Source organism: Klebsiella sp. HMSC25G12 (assembly GCF_001807705.1).
GTDB classification, from domain to species: Bacteria; Pseudomonadota; Gammaproteobacteria; order Enterobacterales; family Enterobacteriaceae; genus Klebsiella; species Klebsiella variicola.
In genome coordinates this window covers 48,967-64,413 of record NZ_KV789927.1, presented here as the reverse complement: position 1 = coordinate 64,413, position 15,447 = coordinate 48,967, and the positions used below count along the sequence as shown (strand labels likewise).

The 15,447-nt window shown below is 56.9% G+C and carries 16 protein-coding genes and 1 tRNA gene; 8 read left to right on the top strand and 9 right to left on the bottom strand.

The genetic code is table 11. The features are described 5' to 3' along the window. Positions 1 to 8: 8 nt before the first annotated feature. A complete protein-coding gene (gene ompA / locus HMPREF3096_RS27025) occupies positions 9 to 1,061 on the bottom strand; it encodes a porin OmpA (RefSeq protein ID WP_008805892.1) in 1,053 nt (350 codons plus the stop codon). 352 nt (positions 1,062 to 1,413) lie between these two features. Continuing rightward, positions 1,414 to 1,923: an SOS-induced cell division inhibitor SulA gene (gene sulA, locus HMPREF3096_RS27020; protein ID WP_008805893.1), complete on the bottom strand. Its 510-nt coding sequence runs from the start codon at positions 1,921 to 1,923 to the stop codon at positions 1,414 to 1,416. A 350-nt stretch (positions 1,924 to 2,273) separates the two neighbouring features. On the opposite strand from sulA, the gene HMPREF3096_RS27015 reads away from it, so the two are divergent. Then, complete coding sequence (locus HMPREF3096_RS27015; RefSeq protein ID WP_012542296.1) at positions 2,274 to 2,870, top strand: TfoX/Sxy family DNA transformation protein; 597 nt, start codon at positions 2,274 to 2,276, stop codon at positions 2,868 to 2,870. 13 nt (positions 2,871 to 2,883) lie between these two features. Here the strand turns inward: HMPREF3096_RS27015 and yccS are convergent, their stop codons facing one another. Then, positions 2,884 to 5,019 (bottom strand): YccS family putative transporter, encoded by a 2,136-nt coding sequence (gene yccS, locus HMPREF3096_RS27010; protein ID WP_008805895.1) that lies wholly within the window; start codon positions 5,017 to 5,019, stop codon positions 2,884 to 2,886. 17 nt (positions 5,020 to 5,036) lie between these two features. Beyond that, on the bottom strand, positions 5,037 to 5,483 hold the full coding sequence (locus HMPREF3096_RS27005; protein WP_012542294.1) for a YccF domain-containing protein: 447 nt from the start codon (positions 5,481 to 5,483) through the stop codon (positions 5,037 to 5,039). A 124-nt stretch (positions 5,484 to 5,607) separates the two neighbouring features. Here HMPREF3096_RS27005 and helD point away from each other — a divergent pair, with 124 nt between their 5' ends. Next, positions 5,608 to 7,662, top strand: a complete 2,055-nt coding sequence (gene helD, locus HMPREF3096_RS27000; protein WP_016160584.1) for a DNA helicase IV — start codon at positions 5,608 to 5,610, stop codon at positions 7,660 to 7,662. 11 nt (positions 7,663 to 7,673) lie between these two features. Here helD and mgsA read toward each other — a convergent pair whose 3' ends face one another. After that, positions 7,674 to 8,132 (bottom strand): methylglyoxal synthase, encoded by a 459-nt coding sequence (gene mgsA, locus HMPREF3096_RS26995; protein WP_008805898.1) that lies wholly within the window; start codon positions 8,130 to 8,132, stop codon positions 7,674 to 7,676. A 153-nt stretch (positions 8,133 to 8,285) separates the two neighbouring features. Here mgsA and HMPREF3096_RS26990 point away from each other — a divergent pair, with 153 nt between their 5' ends. Further along, positions 8,286 to 8,699 (top strand): CoA-binding protein, encoded by a 414-nt coding sequence (locus tag HMPREF3096_RS26990; RefSeq protein ID WP_002898434.1) that lies wholly within the window; start codon positions 8,286 to 8,288, stop codon positions 8,697 to 8,699. A 29-nt stretch (positions 8,700 to 8,728) separates the two neighbouring features. Here the strand turns inward: HMPREF3096_RS26990 and hspQ are convergent, their stop codons facing one another. Together hspQ and rlmI are read right to left on the bottom strand one after the other, a co-directional pair. Next, entirely contained in the window at positions 8,729 to 9,046 is a 318-nt protein-coding gene (gene hspQ, locus HMPREF3096_RS26985) for a heat shock protein HspQ (RefSeq protein WP_002898441.1), read from the bottom strand. 59 nt (positions 9,047 to 9,105) lie between these two features. Then, positions 9,106 to 10,308 (bottom strand): 23S rRNA (cytosine(1962)-C(5))-methyltransferase RlmI, encoded by a 1,203-nt coding sequence (rlmI, locus tag HMPREF3096_RS26980; RefSeq protein WP_022066076.1) that lies wholly within the window; start codon positions 10,306 to 10,308, stop codon positions 9,106 to 9,108. Between the two features lie 190 nt (positions 10,309 to 10,498). Between rlmI and HMPREF3096_RS26975 the strand changes: the two genes are divergently transcribed. The 3 genes from HMPREF3096_RS26975 to yccX are packed head-to-tail and all read left to right on the top strand — an operon-like array spanning position 10,499 to position 12,189. Next, positions 10,499 to 11,053, top strand: a complete 555-nt coding sequence (locus HMPREF3096_RS26975) for a YbhB/YbcL family Raf kinase inhibitor-like protein (RefSeq protein ID WP_023339857.1) — start codon at positions 10,499 to 10,501, stop codon at positions 11,051 to 11,053. 17 nt (positions 11,054 to 11,070) lie between these two features. Then, on the top strand, positions 11,071 to 11,859 hold the full coding sequence (locus HMPREF3096_RS26970) for an AraC family transcriptional regulator (RefSeq protein WP_008805902.1): 789 nt from the start codon (positions 11,071 to 11,073) through the stop codon (positions 11,857 to 11,859). A 48-nt stretch (positions 11,860 to 11,907) separates the two neighbouring features. After that, positions 11,908 to 12,189, top strand: a complete 282-nt coding sequence (yccX, locus tag HMPREF3096_RS26965; RefSeq protein WP_012542291.1) for an acylphosphatase — start codon at positions 11,908 to 11,910, stop codon at positions 12,187 to 12,189. On the opposite strand, the gene tusE is transcribed toward yccX, so the two are convergent. Together tusE and yccA are read right to left on the bottom strand one after the other, a co-directional pair. Next, complete coding sequence (gene tusE / locus HMPREF3096_RS26960; RefSeq protein ID WP_008805904.1) at positions 12,186 to 12,515, bottom strand: sulfurtransferase TusE; 330 nt, start codon at positions 12,513 to 12,515, stop codon at positions 12,186 to 12,188. The genes yccX and tusE overlap by 4 nt on opposite strands. An 88-nt stretch (positions 12,516 to 12,603) precedes the next feature. Next, positions 12,604 to 13,263: an FtsH protease modulator YccA gene (gene yccA, locus HMPREF3096_RS26955; RefSeq protein ID WP_002898458.1), complete on the bottom strand. Its 660-nt coding sequence runs from the start codon at positions 13,261 to 13,263 to the stop codon at positions 12,604 to 12,606. Between the two features lie 268 nt (positions 13,264 to 13,531). Between yccA and HMPREF3096_RS26950 the strand changes: the two genes are divergently transcribed. Together HMPREF3096_RS26950 and HMPREF3096_RS26945 are read left to right on the top strand one after the other, a co-directional pair. Beyond that, complete coding sequence (locus HMPREF3096_RS26950) at positions 13,532 to 15,157, top strand: ABC transporter substrate-binding protein (RefSeq protein WP_032729894.1); 1,626 nt, start codon at positions 13,532 to 13,534, stop codon at positions 15,155 to 15,157. 147 nt (positions 15,158 to 15,304) lie between these two features. Beyond that, positions 15,305 to 15,392 (top strand) — tRNA-Ser (locus HMPREF3096_RS26945). Positions 15,393 to 15,447: the final 55 nt, after the last annotated feature.

The window sequence follows — 15,447 nt, the reverse complement described above, 5'->3', positions numbered from 1 at the left end:
GTTATAACTTAAGCCGCTGGCTGAGTTACAACTTCTTTGTAGCCTTTAACTTCGATCTCTACACGACGATCCGGGGCCAGGCAGTCGATCAGTGCAGCGCGAGCTTTCACGTTGTCACAGGTGTTGCCAGTAACCGGGTTGGATTTACCCATACCGCGTGCGGAGATTTTGCCAGCCGGGATGCCTTTAGCAACCAGGTAGTCAACAACGGACTGAGCACGTTTCTCAGACAGCTGCTGGTTGTAAGCTTCGGAACCGATACGGTCGGTGAAGCCCATAACAACTGCAGAACCGTCTTTCGGATCCATGTTGCTCAGCTGGGTGTACAGCTGATCCAGAGCCTGCTGACCTTCCGGTTTCAGGGTTGCTTTGTTGAAGTTGAACAGAACGTCAGACTTCAGGGTGAAGTGCTTGGTAGTCACTTCCGGAGCCGGAGCCGGAGCCGGAGCTACAACCGGTGCAGCATCTTCCTGACCGAAACGGTAGGAAACACCCACGCTCAGCATGCCGTTGTCCGGACGAACGCCAACGGTGCCCGCGTCGCCGATGTTGTTAACCCACTGGTATTCCAGACGGGTAGCGATGTCACGAGTCACAGCCCACTCTACGCCGCCAGCAAATACCGGAGATACGCCAGTGTCGTGGTTGTCGCCAGCGATGCTGTTGCTGGAGTCTGCGCGCCATACCATGCCGCCCAGACGGGTGTAGATGTCCAGATCGTCAGTGATCGGGTAACCCAGTTTAGCGGTCAGCTGAACGCCCTGAGCTTTGAATGCGCCATTAACCTGGTCGCCTTTATACGGCATACGGCCCAGCCAGTCGTAACCCATTTCGAAACCGAGGTACGGGTTAACCTGGTAACCACCGAACGCACCAGCGCCCAGCTGGCTTTCGTGGGTCGGGCCATTGTTGTTCAGAGAGCTGTTGTACCAGCCAGTGTCATGGAACTGGGACCAACCCAGTTTACCACCTGCATACCAGGTGTTATCTTTCGGAGCGGCCTGCGCTACGGTAGCGAAGCCAGCCAGTGCCACTGCAATCGCGATAGCTGTCTTTTTCATTTTTTGCGCCTCATTATCATCCAAAATTCGCCATGAAGTTACAAAAGACCTCACGGTTAAATCCTTCACCCGGGGCGTGACTTGTTGTTAACTATGCTGATACATGCAGCGTAAGCCGATCACCCCTGGCGATGTAAAGTCTACAACTTAGTTCGAAACTTACAAGTGTGAACTCTGTCAGGCATATGAAAAAAAAGGGTTGTGTACACAATATTTAACAAATATGGTTGATTTTCGTACGCAGAAAAAAGGCAGAAATCCCCGTGTGACAGGCATTGCGCGAAAAAGTCCCTGAAAAACGCTGTGTCTTTACCATCGGTAAAAAAAATTCCAGGAATAATCCTAATTTCACTCAATGATACAAATTTGAGTGAATTTTTAGCCCGCTGAGTTGTCTGCCGAGCGTGCCTTGATTTCTCACCGGGCGCATGATGAATCCCATCGCGCAACCTTCCTGGGCGGCATTGACCAGACGCTCATGCTCTTCCGCGGTTAGCTCCTCCGTTAGCCAGCAGATAACCACACTATAATTACCGGTGCGCAGCGCGCGGATCATTGAGTCTACGGTATGGCAGGGTGACAGCTGGCTAATTTGCATGACTTTAGACAGCGGCAGACCGGCAGACTGGACCCACTCACGGCTAAGCTTTTGTTGCGGCGTGAGCCACAGCTGCCAGCGAGACTGTTGACCCAGCTGCTGTAATAAAGGTAGCAGCAGTAACTGTGTCATCATGGGTTGATCTTCACGATAGACAATTTCACTGATCAGCCCATTGGCGGTCTGTTCGCCAGAACGATGAGCGTAGTGGCCTGCAGAAGCAGAAGCCTGTGCTGAACGATTTGCGTGAGCTGAAGTAAACATAGTCTATCCCGCCTGTAGTTACTGTATGCATATACAGTATATCTACCTGGGGAAAAGATCAACCGCAATTTGCCATTTTGCTGGCTGAAATTTAATCATTTCCCGCCGCGTCTGATTTATAGCGATGCGCACCTCTCCTCAACGATATCCTTAATGCCGGCTAATGATTTCTTTCCACCCTGTTGATTGCAGCAACGTCAGTGATTTTCTGAAAGCGTCTCGCAAAACCGCATTCTGGTGGAAAAGTCGGCGAAAATCATCTTGCTGCTGTTCGGGAAGTCCCTTATGTTTTCTCTTAGCGGATCCGTTAACAACTTAAGTTTAATTACATGATTAACAAAGGAATGATCATGAGAAAACTAGTATGTCCGCGGTTCCCGCAATTTCAGGCCTGCGTCTCGCCGCTGGGTCAGTTACATTCTCGTCCGCTTTTTGGCGGCTATAGCCTGGCCATTGATGATACGGTGTTTGCGATGGTGGCAGAGGGCGATATTTACCTGAGGGCCTGCGAGCAGAGCGCCGCGTATCGGGTTGAACATCGCAATCCTTTATTAACGCTGCGCCGACATGGGCGCATCGTGCCGATGAAGTATTATCAAATTGACGACGCATTGTGGCGCGATGAGACTCAGCTTTTTCGGCTGTCGCTGTTGTCGTGGCAGAGTGCGCAGCGTGAAAAGAACCACCGACGGGCGTCGGGCCGTCTGAAGGATTTACCCAATATCAGCTTTCATATGGAATTGCAGCTGATCCACGCGGGCATACCGGATGTCAGGACGCTTCGGGAGGTAGGCGCTCAGCAGGCCTGGCAACGGCTACGAGAAAACAACGCCTCTCTGTCGCTCAATGTCTTGCTGGCGCTGGAGGGGGCGATTGTCGGCGTTCACGCCGCCGCGCTCCCGACGCTGCGGCGTCAGGAGCTGCTCGAATGGGCTGGAGCCCGCTAGCGGACAGCCGCCGTTATTCTGTCTGAGCGTGAACGCGTTGTTGCAGGCGGCAAATTTCAGGCAGCAGCGCGAGCAACAAGCCAATCTGCTGTAATACCAGCGGCTCTTTACTGTCCGCGCGCGGTTCCAGATGCTGGATCCGGCTTTGCAGGCTGGTCAAAGACTTCTGCACCCGATGTTCATCGGCGGGGGTATGGTGCAGGGCGTCATCAACATAACAAACAGCATCATCCAGCAGGGCAAGAATATCGGGGGTGGACAGTTTTTCCCGATGCGCACCGAGAGCGGAGATGTAGCTGGTGAAGGTATGGTTGAGACACAGCAAGCGAAAAGCGGTCTCGCGCTGGGCGCCATCCGCGCGCGGTTCAGTCGACAAATTCGAGACCACGGAGGCCAGTTCGGCATCACGGTTGTAGGCATCACGGCGGGCGACACGATAGGCCAGACGGTTGTCGCGGCCCTGGTGATACTGCTCCAGAATGGCATCCAGATAACGGCAGTTTGCGTTCATCGCCCGGTCCAGGACGCGCGGCAGATTGCGAAATTTCCAGTCCGGCCAGATGAAGCTGACCGCCGCCCAGGCGATGGCGCAGCCGATCAGGGTATCAATAATGCGCGGTAGCGCGACCTCAAAACCTTCGCCAAGCAGGTTAAAGCACAGCAGCACCAGCAGCGTAATAAACATGGTAGCATGGGCGTACTGCACGTTACGAAAGGCAAAGAACAGCACGCCGGTGAGCACGATCAACACCAGTTGCCCTTCAATCGAAGGCACCAGCAGCAGGACGGGCAGGCCGATCGCCACCCCCACCAGCGTGCCGATGATCCTCAGCGCCAGTCGGTGGCGGGTGGCGTTATAGTTCGGCTGACAGACAAACAGGCTGGTCAGCAGGATCCAGTAGCCATGCTGGAGCCCGGTAAACTGGATAAAGGCATAGCCGGCGCAGAGCACCAGCGACATACGTACCGCGTGGCGAAAGAGAGCGGACTCCGGCGACATGTTGCGCCGCAGACGCAGCCAGATGTCGTTCAGCCCGCCGAGTCTGTCGTCGGCCAACAGCGTCTCGGTGTTGCTCCCGGCAGGCGCGGTCGTTTGCACCGATTCAATCGTGGCCAGCTGCGCATCGATAGCGCGCAGGTTATTGAGTAAAAACCCAAGGGCATTGATCTGCTCGTCAGACGCGCCGCTGGCGCGCACACGGTCAAGCGCCGCGTCGAGATGCATAAACGCGCGTTCAAAATGGGCGTCATGTTGGTAGGGTTCGCGCAGTAAAATCGCCCGCGAGAGCTTCTGGCAGGCCTGGGCCTGCATCGAGAGCATGCGCTGGAAACGGAACATCACGTCGCTGTAGCGGAATTGATCGCGCAGAGTCTGGTACTGAATATGCGATGAGCTGGCGCGTTCGTGAATATCCTGGGCCACGAAGTAGTACTGCAGCGTACGGCGGGTGCCGCGCTGACCCCGGTCGCCTCGCAGCCGGGTCAACAGTGAGACTTTGGTTTGATTGAGCGTGGCCACCAGCTGGCCGTTGGCGAGGGCCAGATCGTACAGCGGCGCCTGGCTCTCATCCTCCAGGTCAGGATCAAACAGCCGGGATTTGAGCTCCAGATAGCGAGCCAGTTGCTCATAGCTACGCGCCAGGTTGTCCTGCAATGGACGAATCGGAAAAATCAGGTGCCCGGACAGCGTCAGCAGGTTGTACCACACGGCCCCCGCCAGCAGGAACAACGGCTGTAGATACCAGTGATCGTACAGTGTGACGCCGAGCATGGTGTAGATGGCGATGAGCAGAGCGCCGAAGGCGATGGTGGCATAGCGCTGGCCGAGGCCGCCGAGCAAAATAAAGCCGATGGTAGACACGGTCAGGCCGAGGGCAAACAGCGGCGGCCACGGAAACAGCAGTTCCACGGAGGCGGAGGCGATAAAAAAACAGACCAGGGTAATGGCGAGGTTGCGCAGACGACCGGTCAGCCGGTCGTCGAGGTCGGTCAGGGCCGCGGCAACAACGCCAAGGGTGAGAGGGATGGTCAGTTTGACTTCGCCGATCCACCAGGGAAACAGCGTTGTGCCGCAGAGCGCGATAAAGATCCGTACGTTATAAAGCCAGGCACTGTTCCAGGTATAGCGGCGTAGCAGGGGGCTAATCATGTCCGTGTTCCGTTCGGTTACTGAAAGCGACGACGCGCATTGGCTTCACGTGCGGCACGCGCGGTTTCCACAGAGACGACCCGGCGCCCTACCGGCCAAAGGGCAATGGCAGCAATTTTAAAGTTCGCGATCCCCACCGGGATGCCAATAATGGTCAGACATTGAGCTATGCCGCTGAAAATATGCATCAGGCACAACCACCAGCCGAAAAAAATGAACCACAGAATATTCAGCACGGTGCCGCCGGCGTTGAGGAGGCCATTTTTACGGCCCGGCTCCAGCTCATCCACATGAATCGCCTCGTTACCGTATGGGAATAAGGAGAGTCGGGTGATTTCCCAGCAGGAGCGGGTCAGCGGCAGCGTGACGACCAGAATGATGCTAACCAGCGTGGCGAGCAGCCAGCCTAGAGTGGTGGCGAAACCGCCAAGGATAAAGTTCAAAATATTCAGAATGGTACGCATAAAGCCTCGGTTTTGCCCTGTGGATAATAAGACCTGACAATTGTAACGTTTTTTTGCGCTGGAGCACCTGGTCCCGGGCGGTTAAACTGAAAAACAATCCACCCTGATTGAAAATCGACATTATATGGAACTTAAAGCGACAACATTGGGCAAACGCATGGCTCAGCACCCTTATGATCGGGTGCAATTACTGAACGCCGGCGTAAAGGTTTCCGGCGACCGTCACGAGTATCTTATCCCTTTCAATCAGTTATTGTCAGTGCATTGTAAGCGCGGTCTGGTCTGGGGCGAACTGGAGTTTGTGTTGCCTGACAGCAAAGTCGTGCGTTTGCACGGTACCGAGTGGAGCGAAACGCAGCGCTTCTATCACCATTTACAAACGCTCTGGGAGCAGTGGAGCGCGGAAATGAGCGACATCGCCGCTGGCGTACTGAAGCGGCAGCTGGCGACGATCGAGCGCACCCGTGCGGAAGGCAAATGGTTGACGCGTCAGCAGGTGGCGGATGTGCAGGATAACATTCGCCAGGCGTTGACTGGTTTGCCGATGCCCTCCAGCCGGCTTGAGGCCTTTGACAACTGTCGGGAGCTGTGGCGGGAGTGTCAGCGCTGGTTAGGGGATATTGAAGCGACACGCCTGGCCCATAACCAGGCCTTCACCGAGGCGATGCTTGAGCAGTATCGCGGCTTTTTTGACGGCGTTGAGTCGTCCCCTCTTAATGCCTCACAGGCACGGGCGGTGGTGAACGGCGAGCGTTCCCTGCTGGTGCTGGCGGGCGCGGGCAGCGGCAAAACCTCGGTGCTGGTGGCGCGGGCAGGCTGGCTGCTGGCGCGGGGAGAAGCGGCAGCAGAGCAAATTTTGTTACTGGCATTCGGCCGCCAGGCGGCGCAAGAGATGGATGCGCGGATCCGCGAGCGTCTTGCATCCGACGATATCACCGCGCGTACCTTCCACTCGCTGGCGCTACATATTATTCAGCAGGGCAGCAAAAAAGTCCCCACCATCAGTAAACTGGAAAGCGATAGCGCAGCTCGTCAGGCGCTGCTCGTGAAAAGCTGGCAGCAGCAGTGTCAGGAGAAAAAAGCGCAGGCGAAAGGCTGGCGCCTGTGGCTGGAAGAGGAGATGGGCTGGCAACTGCCGGAAGGCGATTTCTGGCAGGACAAGAAGGTGCAGCGGCGTATGGCCAGCCGGCTCGACCGCTGGGTCAGCCTGATGCGTATGCACGGCGGCTCCCAGGCAGAGATGATTGCCGGGGCGCCGGAGGCGGTACGCGATCAGTTCAGTAAACGGGTGAAACTGATGTCGCCTCTGATGAAAGAGTGGAAGGCGGCGCTGAAGGCCGAGAATGCGGTCGATTTTTCCGGCCTGATCCATCAGGCGGTCAATATTCTCGATAAAGGCCGCTTCGTCAGCCCCTGGAAACACATTCTGGTGGATGAATTTCAGGATATCTCGCCGCAGCGGGCCTCGCTGTTGGCTGCATTACGCCGGCAGAACAGCCAAACCACGCTCTTTGCCGTCGGGGATGACTGGCAGGCGATTTACCGGTTCAGTGGGGCCCAGCTTTCCCTGACCACCGCGTTCAATCATTACTTTGGCGAAGGGGATAGCTGCGCGCTGGATACCACCTATCGCTTTAACGGCCGCATTGGCGAAATCGCCAATGGCTTTATCCAGCAGAATCCGCATCAGTTAAGTAAGCCGCTGAACAGCCTGACGGCGGGCGATAAAAAGGCCGTCACGCTGTTAGCCGACGATAAGCTGGATGATTTACTGGATAAACTGAGCGGCTACGTTAAGCCCGAGCAGCGGATCCTACTGCTTGCCCGTTACCATCATCTGAAGCCCGACGCGCTCAACAAGGCGGCGACGCGCTGGCCGCATCTGCAGCTTGATTTTATGACTATTCATGCCAGCAAGGGCCAGCAGGCGGACTATGTGATTGTGCTGGGACTGCAGGAGGGAGAGGATGCGTTTCCCGCGCCGGCGCGCGAGTCGATCATGGAGCAGGCGCTCCTGCCGCAGCCGGAAGATTTTCCTGATGCGGAGGAGCGTCGACTACTGTACGTGGCGATAACCCGCGCACGTCATCGGGTGTGGTTGTTGTTTAACAAAGCGCAACCTTCGCCGTTTGTCGACATCCTGCAGGCCCTGGATGTGCCGGTGGCCAGGAAACCCTAATCACGTGTGGGTTATTTCAGGCGCTCGGCAAGATAACGCGGATAATCCGGGATCAGAATATCGAGCGGCTGATTAAAGTGCGGTGACTGGATGATAAAGTCAGCGGTGGAGACGTTAGTGGCGACCGGAATGTTCCAGACGGTGGCCAGGCGCAGCAACGCTTTGACGTCCGGGTCGTGAGGCACGGCGTTCAGCGGATCCCAGAAGAAGATCAGCACGTCGATTTTGCCTTCTGAAATAAGCGCGCCAACCTGCTGGTCACCGCCCATCGGGCCGCTCAGCATGGCATTGACCTCCAGTCCGGTAGCCCGCGAGACCAGGTTACCGGTGGTGCCGGTGGCATACAAAACGTGTTGCGCCAGCAACGCCTGATGGCGAGCGACCCATTTCATCAGCATATCTTTACAGTGATCGTGAGCCACCAGCGCGATATGTTTTTGCGCGGACAGGGTACGAGTTGTCAGTTCCATATTTTCATTCCACATTTTGACCTGCAGACAGATTACTGAATGTGGCTGCCGCTGCAAGCATCGGGGTGAAAATTTTGTCGAATCTGTGGGTTAGCCTGGATGGCCGCCTGCTGCGGATTAGCATACACTTAGGTGAAATAGCAGGAGGAACCCATGAAAGAGAACGATATTGCCGGCATCCTGACGTCGACACGGACGATTGCGCTGGTTGGCGCCAGCGATAAACCTGACCGCCCGAGCTACCGGGTCATGAAGTATCTGTTGGATCAGGGGTATCACGTTATCCCGGTTTCGCCGAAGGTGGCGGGCAAGACGCTGCTGGGACAGCAAGGGTATGCGACGCTCGCCGACGTTCCGGAAAAGGTCGACATGGTTGATGTCTTCCGTAATTCAGAAGCGGCGTGGGGCGTGGCGCAGGAGGCGATAGCCATCGGCGCGAAAACGCTGTGGCTGCAGCTGGGGGTGATCAATGAGCAGGCCGCGGTGCTGGCCAGAGAAGCCGGATTGAACGTGGTGATGGATCGTTGCCCGGCCATTGAGCTACCGCGACTGGGATTAGCAAAATAACAAAAAACCCCGCCTGGCGGGGTTTTGTTTTAGTTGCGAAGGCGCGGAGCCTGCAGCTGCTGACGAATCGTTTTGGCCAGTTCGTCGAGGGACGGCTGTTCCGGGTGTTCGTCGCGGGTTTCGCTGCTCAGCTGCGCTTCTGCCAGATAGGTGTGGATCGGCTGACCATCATCATCTTCCATCACCACATGGTACCAGGGCGCCGCACGCAGTTCGTCATTGGCGGCAATCTCATCCTCTTCCGGTTCCGCGAGTGAATACTCGGGATCGACATCGACGATGACACCCAGGTAGCCCAAGAGCGTATGGCGGACCTGTTGGCCGATACCGAATTTGCTGGCTATCATAGGCACCTCCTGGGAAACATGAATACTCCCTATATGAGGCTCATGTTTCGTTTTTCAAGTTACATGACGCGACAGGCAAACCCCTTCAGATACAGCCCTTCCGGGTAGGTTGCGATCACCGGGTGGTCGGCAGCCTGACGGAACTGTTCTATAAATTGTACATCACGCCCGGCATCAATTGCGGCATCGGCGATGATTTTCTGAAATAAATCGGTGGTCATCAGCCCGGAGCAGGAGAAAGTCAGCAGCACGCCGCCGGGGTTCAGCAGCTGGATCGCCAGCATATTGATATCTTTATAACCGCGGCAGGCGCCCATCAGCTGGCTTTTGTTTTCCACGAATTTCGGCGGATCCATCACGATCACGTCGAATTTCTCTCCCTGATCGCGGTATTTACGCAGCAGTTTGAACACGTCGTCGCGCACAAATTCCGCTTTGGACAGATCCAGTCCGTTGAGCTCGACGTTCTGTCGGGCGACGTCCAGCGCTTCCTGAGAGGTATCCACGCTGGTGACCTGGCGGCAGCCGCCCATCAGCGCTGACACCGCAAAGCCGCCAGTATAAGAGAAGCAGTTCAGCACCCGCTTATCCGCGACATAGCGGCGAGTGGCCAGGCGACTGTCGCGCTGGTCGAGGTAGTAGCCGGTTTTGTGCCCGCCCTGGATATCAACCAATAGCTTCATGCCGTGCTCGGTGATCGGCAGCAGCGCCGGGGGCAGCTCGCCCACCACCGGCCCCTGGGCCAGCTCCAGTCCCTCTTTTTTACGCACGGCGACATCGCTGCGATCGTAAATGGCGCAGTCCGGGAACAGGTTCTGCAGGGCGCTGATGATGGCGGCCCGCTGGTATTCGGCGCCTGCGCTGAGCAACTGCAGCACGAAAAAGTTGCCAAAGCGGTCGATAGTGACGCCCGGCAGCCCATCGGACTCGCCGGCGATCAGACGGTAGCTGTCGAGACCATCGCGCTCGGCCAGCCATGCCCGCCAGGTTTGCGCTTGCTGCAGGCGGCGTTCAAAGAAGGCGCTATCGATGGCTTCATTGCGGTCGAAGGTCCACACGCGGGCGCGGATCTGCGACGACGGCGAGTAAGCGCCGCGGGCCAGCCATTTTCCCTGATGGTCAACAATATCGATGGTTTCACCGCTGCGGGCTTTACCCTCCATGCGGGCGACGCCGCCTGAGAAAATCCACGGATGGCGACGCAGCAGGGATTTCTCGCGTCCTTTGGCTAACACTAAGCGGGGGAATAGGGAATCTGTCATGGAGCTACCTTTAAGCAACGGGAATGTCGGCACCGAAAAATGGCGCGTAGAGTAGCACACCTGGCGCACGCAAGCATCTTTCGCCCGGCAGGCACAGGTGAGCGTTTCGGCACAAAATGCAGGCGCTTCGGCACATTCAGCTTGTGCGGACTCTCATACCCTGTTTTCTCACCCCAACGAGGAGCAGACGATGAAAACAGGTATCCGCATGGCCGTGGCGATGGTCGCGATTGTGAGCAGTGGCGCGATGGCTGCGCCGTTTAGCGTGAGCAGCGAGGATATGCATGACGGGCAGGCGCTGGCCCGGAAGCACTGGTTTGCCGGTTTCGGCTGTACCGGAGGCAATGTCTCTCCGCAGCTGGCATGGAAAAATGCCCCGGCGGGGACGCGAAGCTTCGCGGTCACTGTCAGAGATCCCGATGCGCCTACCGGCAGCGGCTGGTGGCACTGGACGGTGGTCAATATCGCCAGCAGCGTCTTTTCGCTGCCCGCTGGCGCGGGAGATAAAAACAGCGCTACACTGCCGGGCGGAGCGGTACAGGGCCGCAACGATTTTGGCTATGCCGGTTTCGGCGGCGCCTGTCCGCCGGCGGGAGATAAACCGCATCGCTACCGCTTTACGGTATGGGCGCTGGATGTCCCTACGCTGCCGGTGGATGCCGGGGCCAGCGGGGCGCTGGTCGGCTATCTGTTACACAGCCATGCTCTCGCCAGCGTACAGTTGACGGCGATGGCCGGGCGCTAAAATAAAGGGTCGATCCGATGGAGAGTATCCACTTTCAGCATAACGCCTTAACCGCGGCAGAGGTCACCACCCGACGGCTGTGCAGACTGCATCGGGTGCGGCTGTTCTCCCCGGCGCTCTGTCGGGTGAAACGCGGCAGCAAAGTGATTGTGCAAGGGGAGAGCCGGGTGCTGGCGACGCCGCAACAGCTGATTGTGTTGCCGGCTGACGTTGAGCTGGAGGTGATTAACCAGCCGGAGAACGGCCTCTTTTGCTCCGATCTGCTGTCGCTGACCCCCGAGCTGCTGACGACGTTTAAGACCCGTTATCTCAGCGAACCCCCCCCAGGGCGTCTGACCTCGCTCTGCGCCCCGGTGACGACAGAGCTGGCGTTTATGTGGCAAAGCGTTCTGCAGGCGGTGCGGGAGGGATTATCCACCTCTCTACAGCTCCACCAGACTATGGGCCTGCTGCTGGCCCTGCACGAGGCGGGCTATGCGGGCCCGCTGCTCGTCGAGCGGCAGCAGGATCTGTCGGCGCAGGTTCGACAACTGGTCATGCTGTCGCCGGCGCAGGCATGGAGCGTGTCGCGGGTGGCGAAAATGCTCTTTCTCGGCGAGTCCACGCTGCGCCGTCGGCTGCAGCAGGAATCGCAGAGTTTTCGCCAGATCGTCGAGGAGGTGCGGATGGCTCACGCCCTGGGGCAGCTGCAGACCACCTCGCGGCCAATAGGCGAAATCGCGCAGAACAGCGGATATCAGTCGGGATCACGCTTTACCGCGCGCTTCCGTCAGCATTATGGTTTACTGCCGAAGCACGTACGCTGAGCGAATTTGCTATTCTCAGCGTAAAGTGTGAGCGAAAAGGAGATGATAATGGCCAGTATCTGCACGATGGCATGGGTTTACGGTTCGGTTCAGGGCGTGGGATTTCGCTATTCAACACAGCGGGAAGCGCTGCAACTGGGGTTGACCGGCTATGCCCGTAATCTGGACGACGGCGGGGTGGAAGTGCTTGCCTGCGGCGAGGCAGAGCAGGTGGAGAAACTCATCGCCTGGCTGAAAGCCGGGGGGCCGCGCAGCGCGCGGGTTGACCGGGTGTTAACCGAACCCCATCAACCCACCCGCAGCTGGGAAAAATTCGCGATTCTCTATTAGATGCACTTCACCGGCTTCGGCAGCCCGGCGATTTTGGTCGCCTGTTTGGCGGGGCCTTTCGGGAACAGGCGATAGAGATAGCGGCTGTTGCCTTTCTCTTCGCCAAACTTGTTGGACATCGCCTTCACCAGCATGCGGATCGCCGGAGAGGTGTTGAACTCAAGGTAAAACTCGCGCACAAAGCGCACCACTTCCCAGTGTTCAACGGCGAGCGTTATCCCTTCCTGCGCGGCAATGACTTCCGCCATCGCCTCGCTCCACTGGGTGGTATCTTTCAGATAGCCTTCGCTATCCGTTTCAATTTCGTTGCCTTCAAAAATAAACATGATTTTTCACATACCGCCTGAAACTGGCCGCAGTGTAGCAAAAAAAAAGGCCCCGCATAAGCGAGGCCTCGGTGAAGCAGGGGAGCGGTTAGTCCCGGCTGGCGAAGCCCAGGATGCTCAGCAGGCTGACAAAGATGTTGTACAGCGAGACATACAGGCTGACCGTGGCGCGGATGTAGTTGGTTTCACCGCCGCGGATGATGTTGCTGGTCTCGAACAGGATGGCACCCGAAGAGATCAGGATGAACACCGCGCTAATCGCCAGATGAAGCGCCGGCAGCTGCAGGAACAGGTTAGCGACCATACCAATCAGGACGACCACCACGCCCGCCATCAGCATTCCGCCGAGGAATGACATATCTTTGCGCGTCGTCAGCACGTAGGCCGAGCAGCAGAAGAAGACCAGTGCGGTGCCGCCCAGCGCCAGGCCGATCAAATCGCCCATGCCGGCAGAAAGGTACGCGTTCAGCATCGGCCCAAGGATATAGCCGAGGAACCCGGTGAAAGCGAAGGCGGAAATAATCCCGGTGGGTTTATTCGCCGTTTTGTAGGTCAGGAACATCAGACCGTACATCCCCACGAGGGTTAAAATCAGCCCCGGGGAAGGGAGCATCAGCACCGTGCTGGCGGTGGCGGTGATAGCGGAAAACGCCAGCGTCAGGCTGAGCAGGAAGTAGGTGTTACGCAGAACCTTGTGCGTGCTGAGCAGCGAGGAACGGTCACGCGATGATGTAATTATGCGATCCATGAGTCACTCTCTTATGACAGATGTAATTAGGGATAAAGAATAAGAAAAACAAGCGTGAAGCCCTAATGCTTTTACCCATCTTTACTTAGCTTTTGCCGCTTTTGTCCAGCATAAAATTCTACATGGATTGGGAAAAGCGATATGTTTTCGCGTTTCGCTTCGGTGAGCCGATCGAAATCTTATAGGTTGCTGAAATATATTGCTTTATTGAAATTCTGCGACTAAGTGTGGAAGGGGGAATAACTCCGTACGTTAAAGGCAAAGGGAAATGACATTACACAAAAACAACCACATCACGCGAACGCTCCTGGCAATGAGTCTGATGGTCATAACCGGCGGGGTGCTGGCGGCGCAGGTGCCGCCGGGCACCCAGCTGGCGGAAAAGCAGGAGCTGGTCAGAAATAACGGCAGTGAACCTGCCTCACTCGATCCGCATAAAGTCGAGAGCGACATTGAATTCAACATCATTAGCGATCTCTTTGAAGGACTGGTCAGCGTGACGCCTGCGGGGGCGATCCAGCCCCGACTGGCGGAGCGCTGGGAAAACAAGGACAACCTGTTATGGACCTTCCATTTACGCCCCGGTCTGACCTGGTCCGACGGCACGGCCATCACGGCGCAGGATATCGTCTGGAGCTGGCAACGGCTGGTCTCGCCGGCCACCGCCTCCCCCTATGCGAGCTATCCCGGCAATATGCATATCGCCAACGCCCGCGAAATTGCCCTGGGGCAAAAGGGCCCCGAGACGCTGGGGGTGAAGGCGCTGAACGACACCACGCTGCAGGTCACCCTGAGCCAGCCGAATGCCGCTTTCCTGGCGATGCTGGCGCACCCTTCGCTGGTACCGATCGACAAAGTGCTGGTGGAGCGTTTTGCCGATAAATGGACCCGACCAGAGCATATCGTCACCAGCGGGCCCTATAAGCTGACCCAATGGGTGGTGAATGAGCGGTTGGTGGCTGAACGTAATGCGAAGTACTGGGATAATGCGCACACCGTTATTAATAAAGTGACTTACCTGCCCATCTCTTCGGAGGCTGCCGATGTCAACCGCTACAAAGCGGGGGAGATCGATATTGTTTATACGGTGCCGATCAATCAGTTTGCGCAGTTGCAGAAAACCATGGGCGATCAGCTGGACGTTTCGCCGCAGCTGGCGACCTATTACTACGAATTCAATACTACCCGGCCGCCGTTTAACGACGCCCGCGTGCGGCGCGCGCTGAATATGGCGCTTGATAAAGATATCATTGCCGGAAAAGTGCTTGGCCAGGGGCAGCGACCGGCCTGGGTGATCAGCCAGCCGGATATCGGCGGCGTGACGCTGCGCAACCCGGACTACGCCAGCTGGCCGCGCGAGAAGCGGATTGCTGAGGCGAAAAAACTGCTGGCGCAGGCGGGGTATGATGACAGTCACCCATTGGTCTTTACCCTGCTGTATAACACCTATGAGTCGCACCAGCGTATCGCCATCGCCGCCAGCTCTATGTGGAAGAAAAACCTCGGCGTCGAGGTGAAGCTGCAGAACCAGGAGTGGAAGACGATGCTGGATACCATGCATACGCATAACTTTGACGCCGTCCGCTATGCCTGGATCGCCGATTACGACGATGCCGCCACTTTCCTCAATACGTTCCGTACCGGTGATAGCGAGAACACCAGTCAGTACAGCAACCCGGCTTACGATGAGGCCCTGCGCAATGCGGCGAAAGCCTCCGACGTAGCGACCCGGGGCAAATACTATCAGCAGGCGGAAGATCTGCTGGCGCAGGATGTTCCCGCCATTCCGGTCTATCACTATGTGCGTACCCATTTAGTGAAACCCAGGGTGGGCGGTTTCACGCCGGATAAGCTGGGGTATTACTACACCAAAGACATGTACATTAAAAAATAGTCCTCTGGATAGCGGTCATGGGCGCTGATTTTCTGTGCGAACTGCCTGAAATTCAGACGAATAACACAAAATTGTTTGTTTTTAAGGCAGTTGAACAAAATGGTGCTTTACAGCATCCGCCGAGGTGTTTATAGTGCGCCTCACACCGGAAGTGTGGCCGAGCGGTTGAAGGCACCGGTCTTGAAAACCGGCGACCCGAAAGGGTTCCAGAGTTCGAATCTCTGCGCTTCCGCCATATAAAAGAAGGGGTTACCGAAAGGTAACCCCTTTTTGCTTTTACCTGTAGCCGT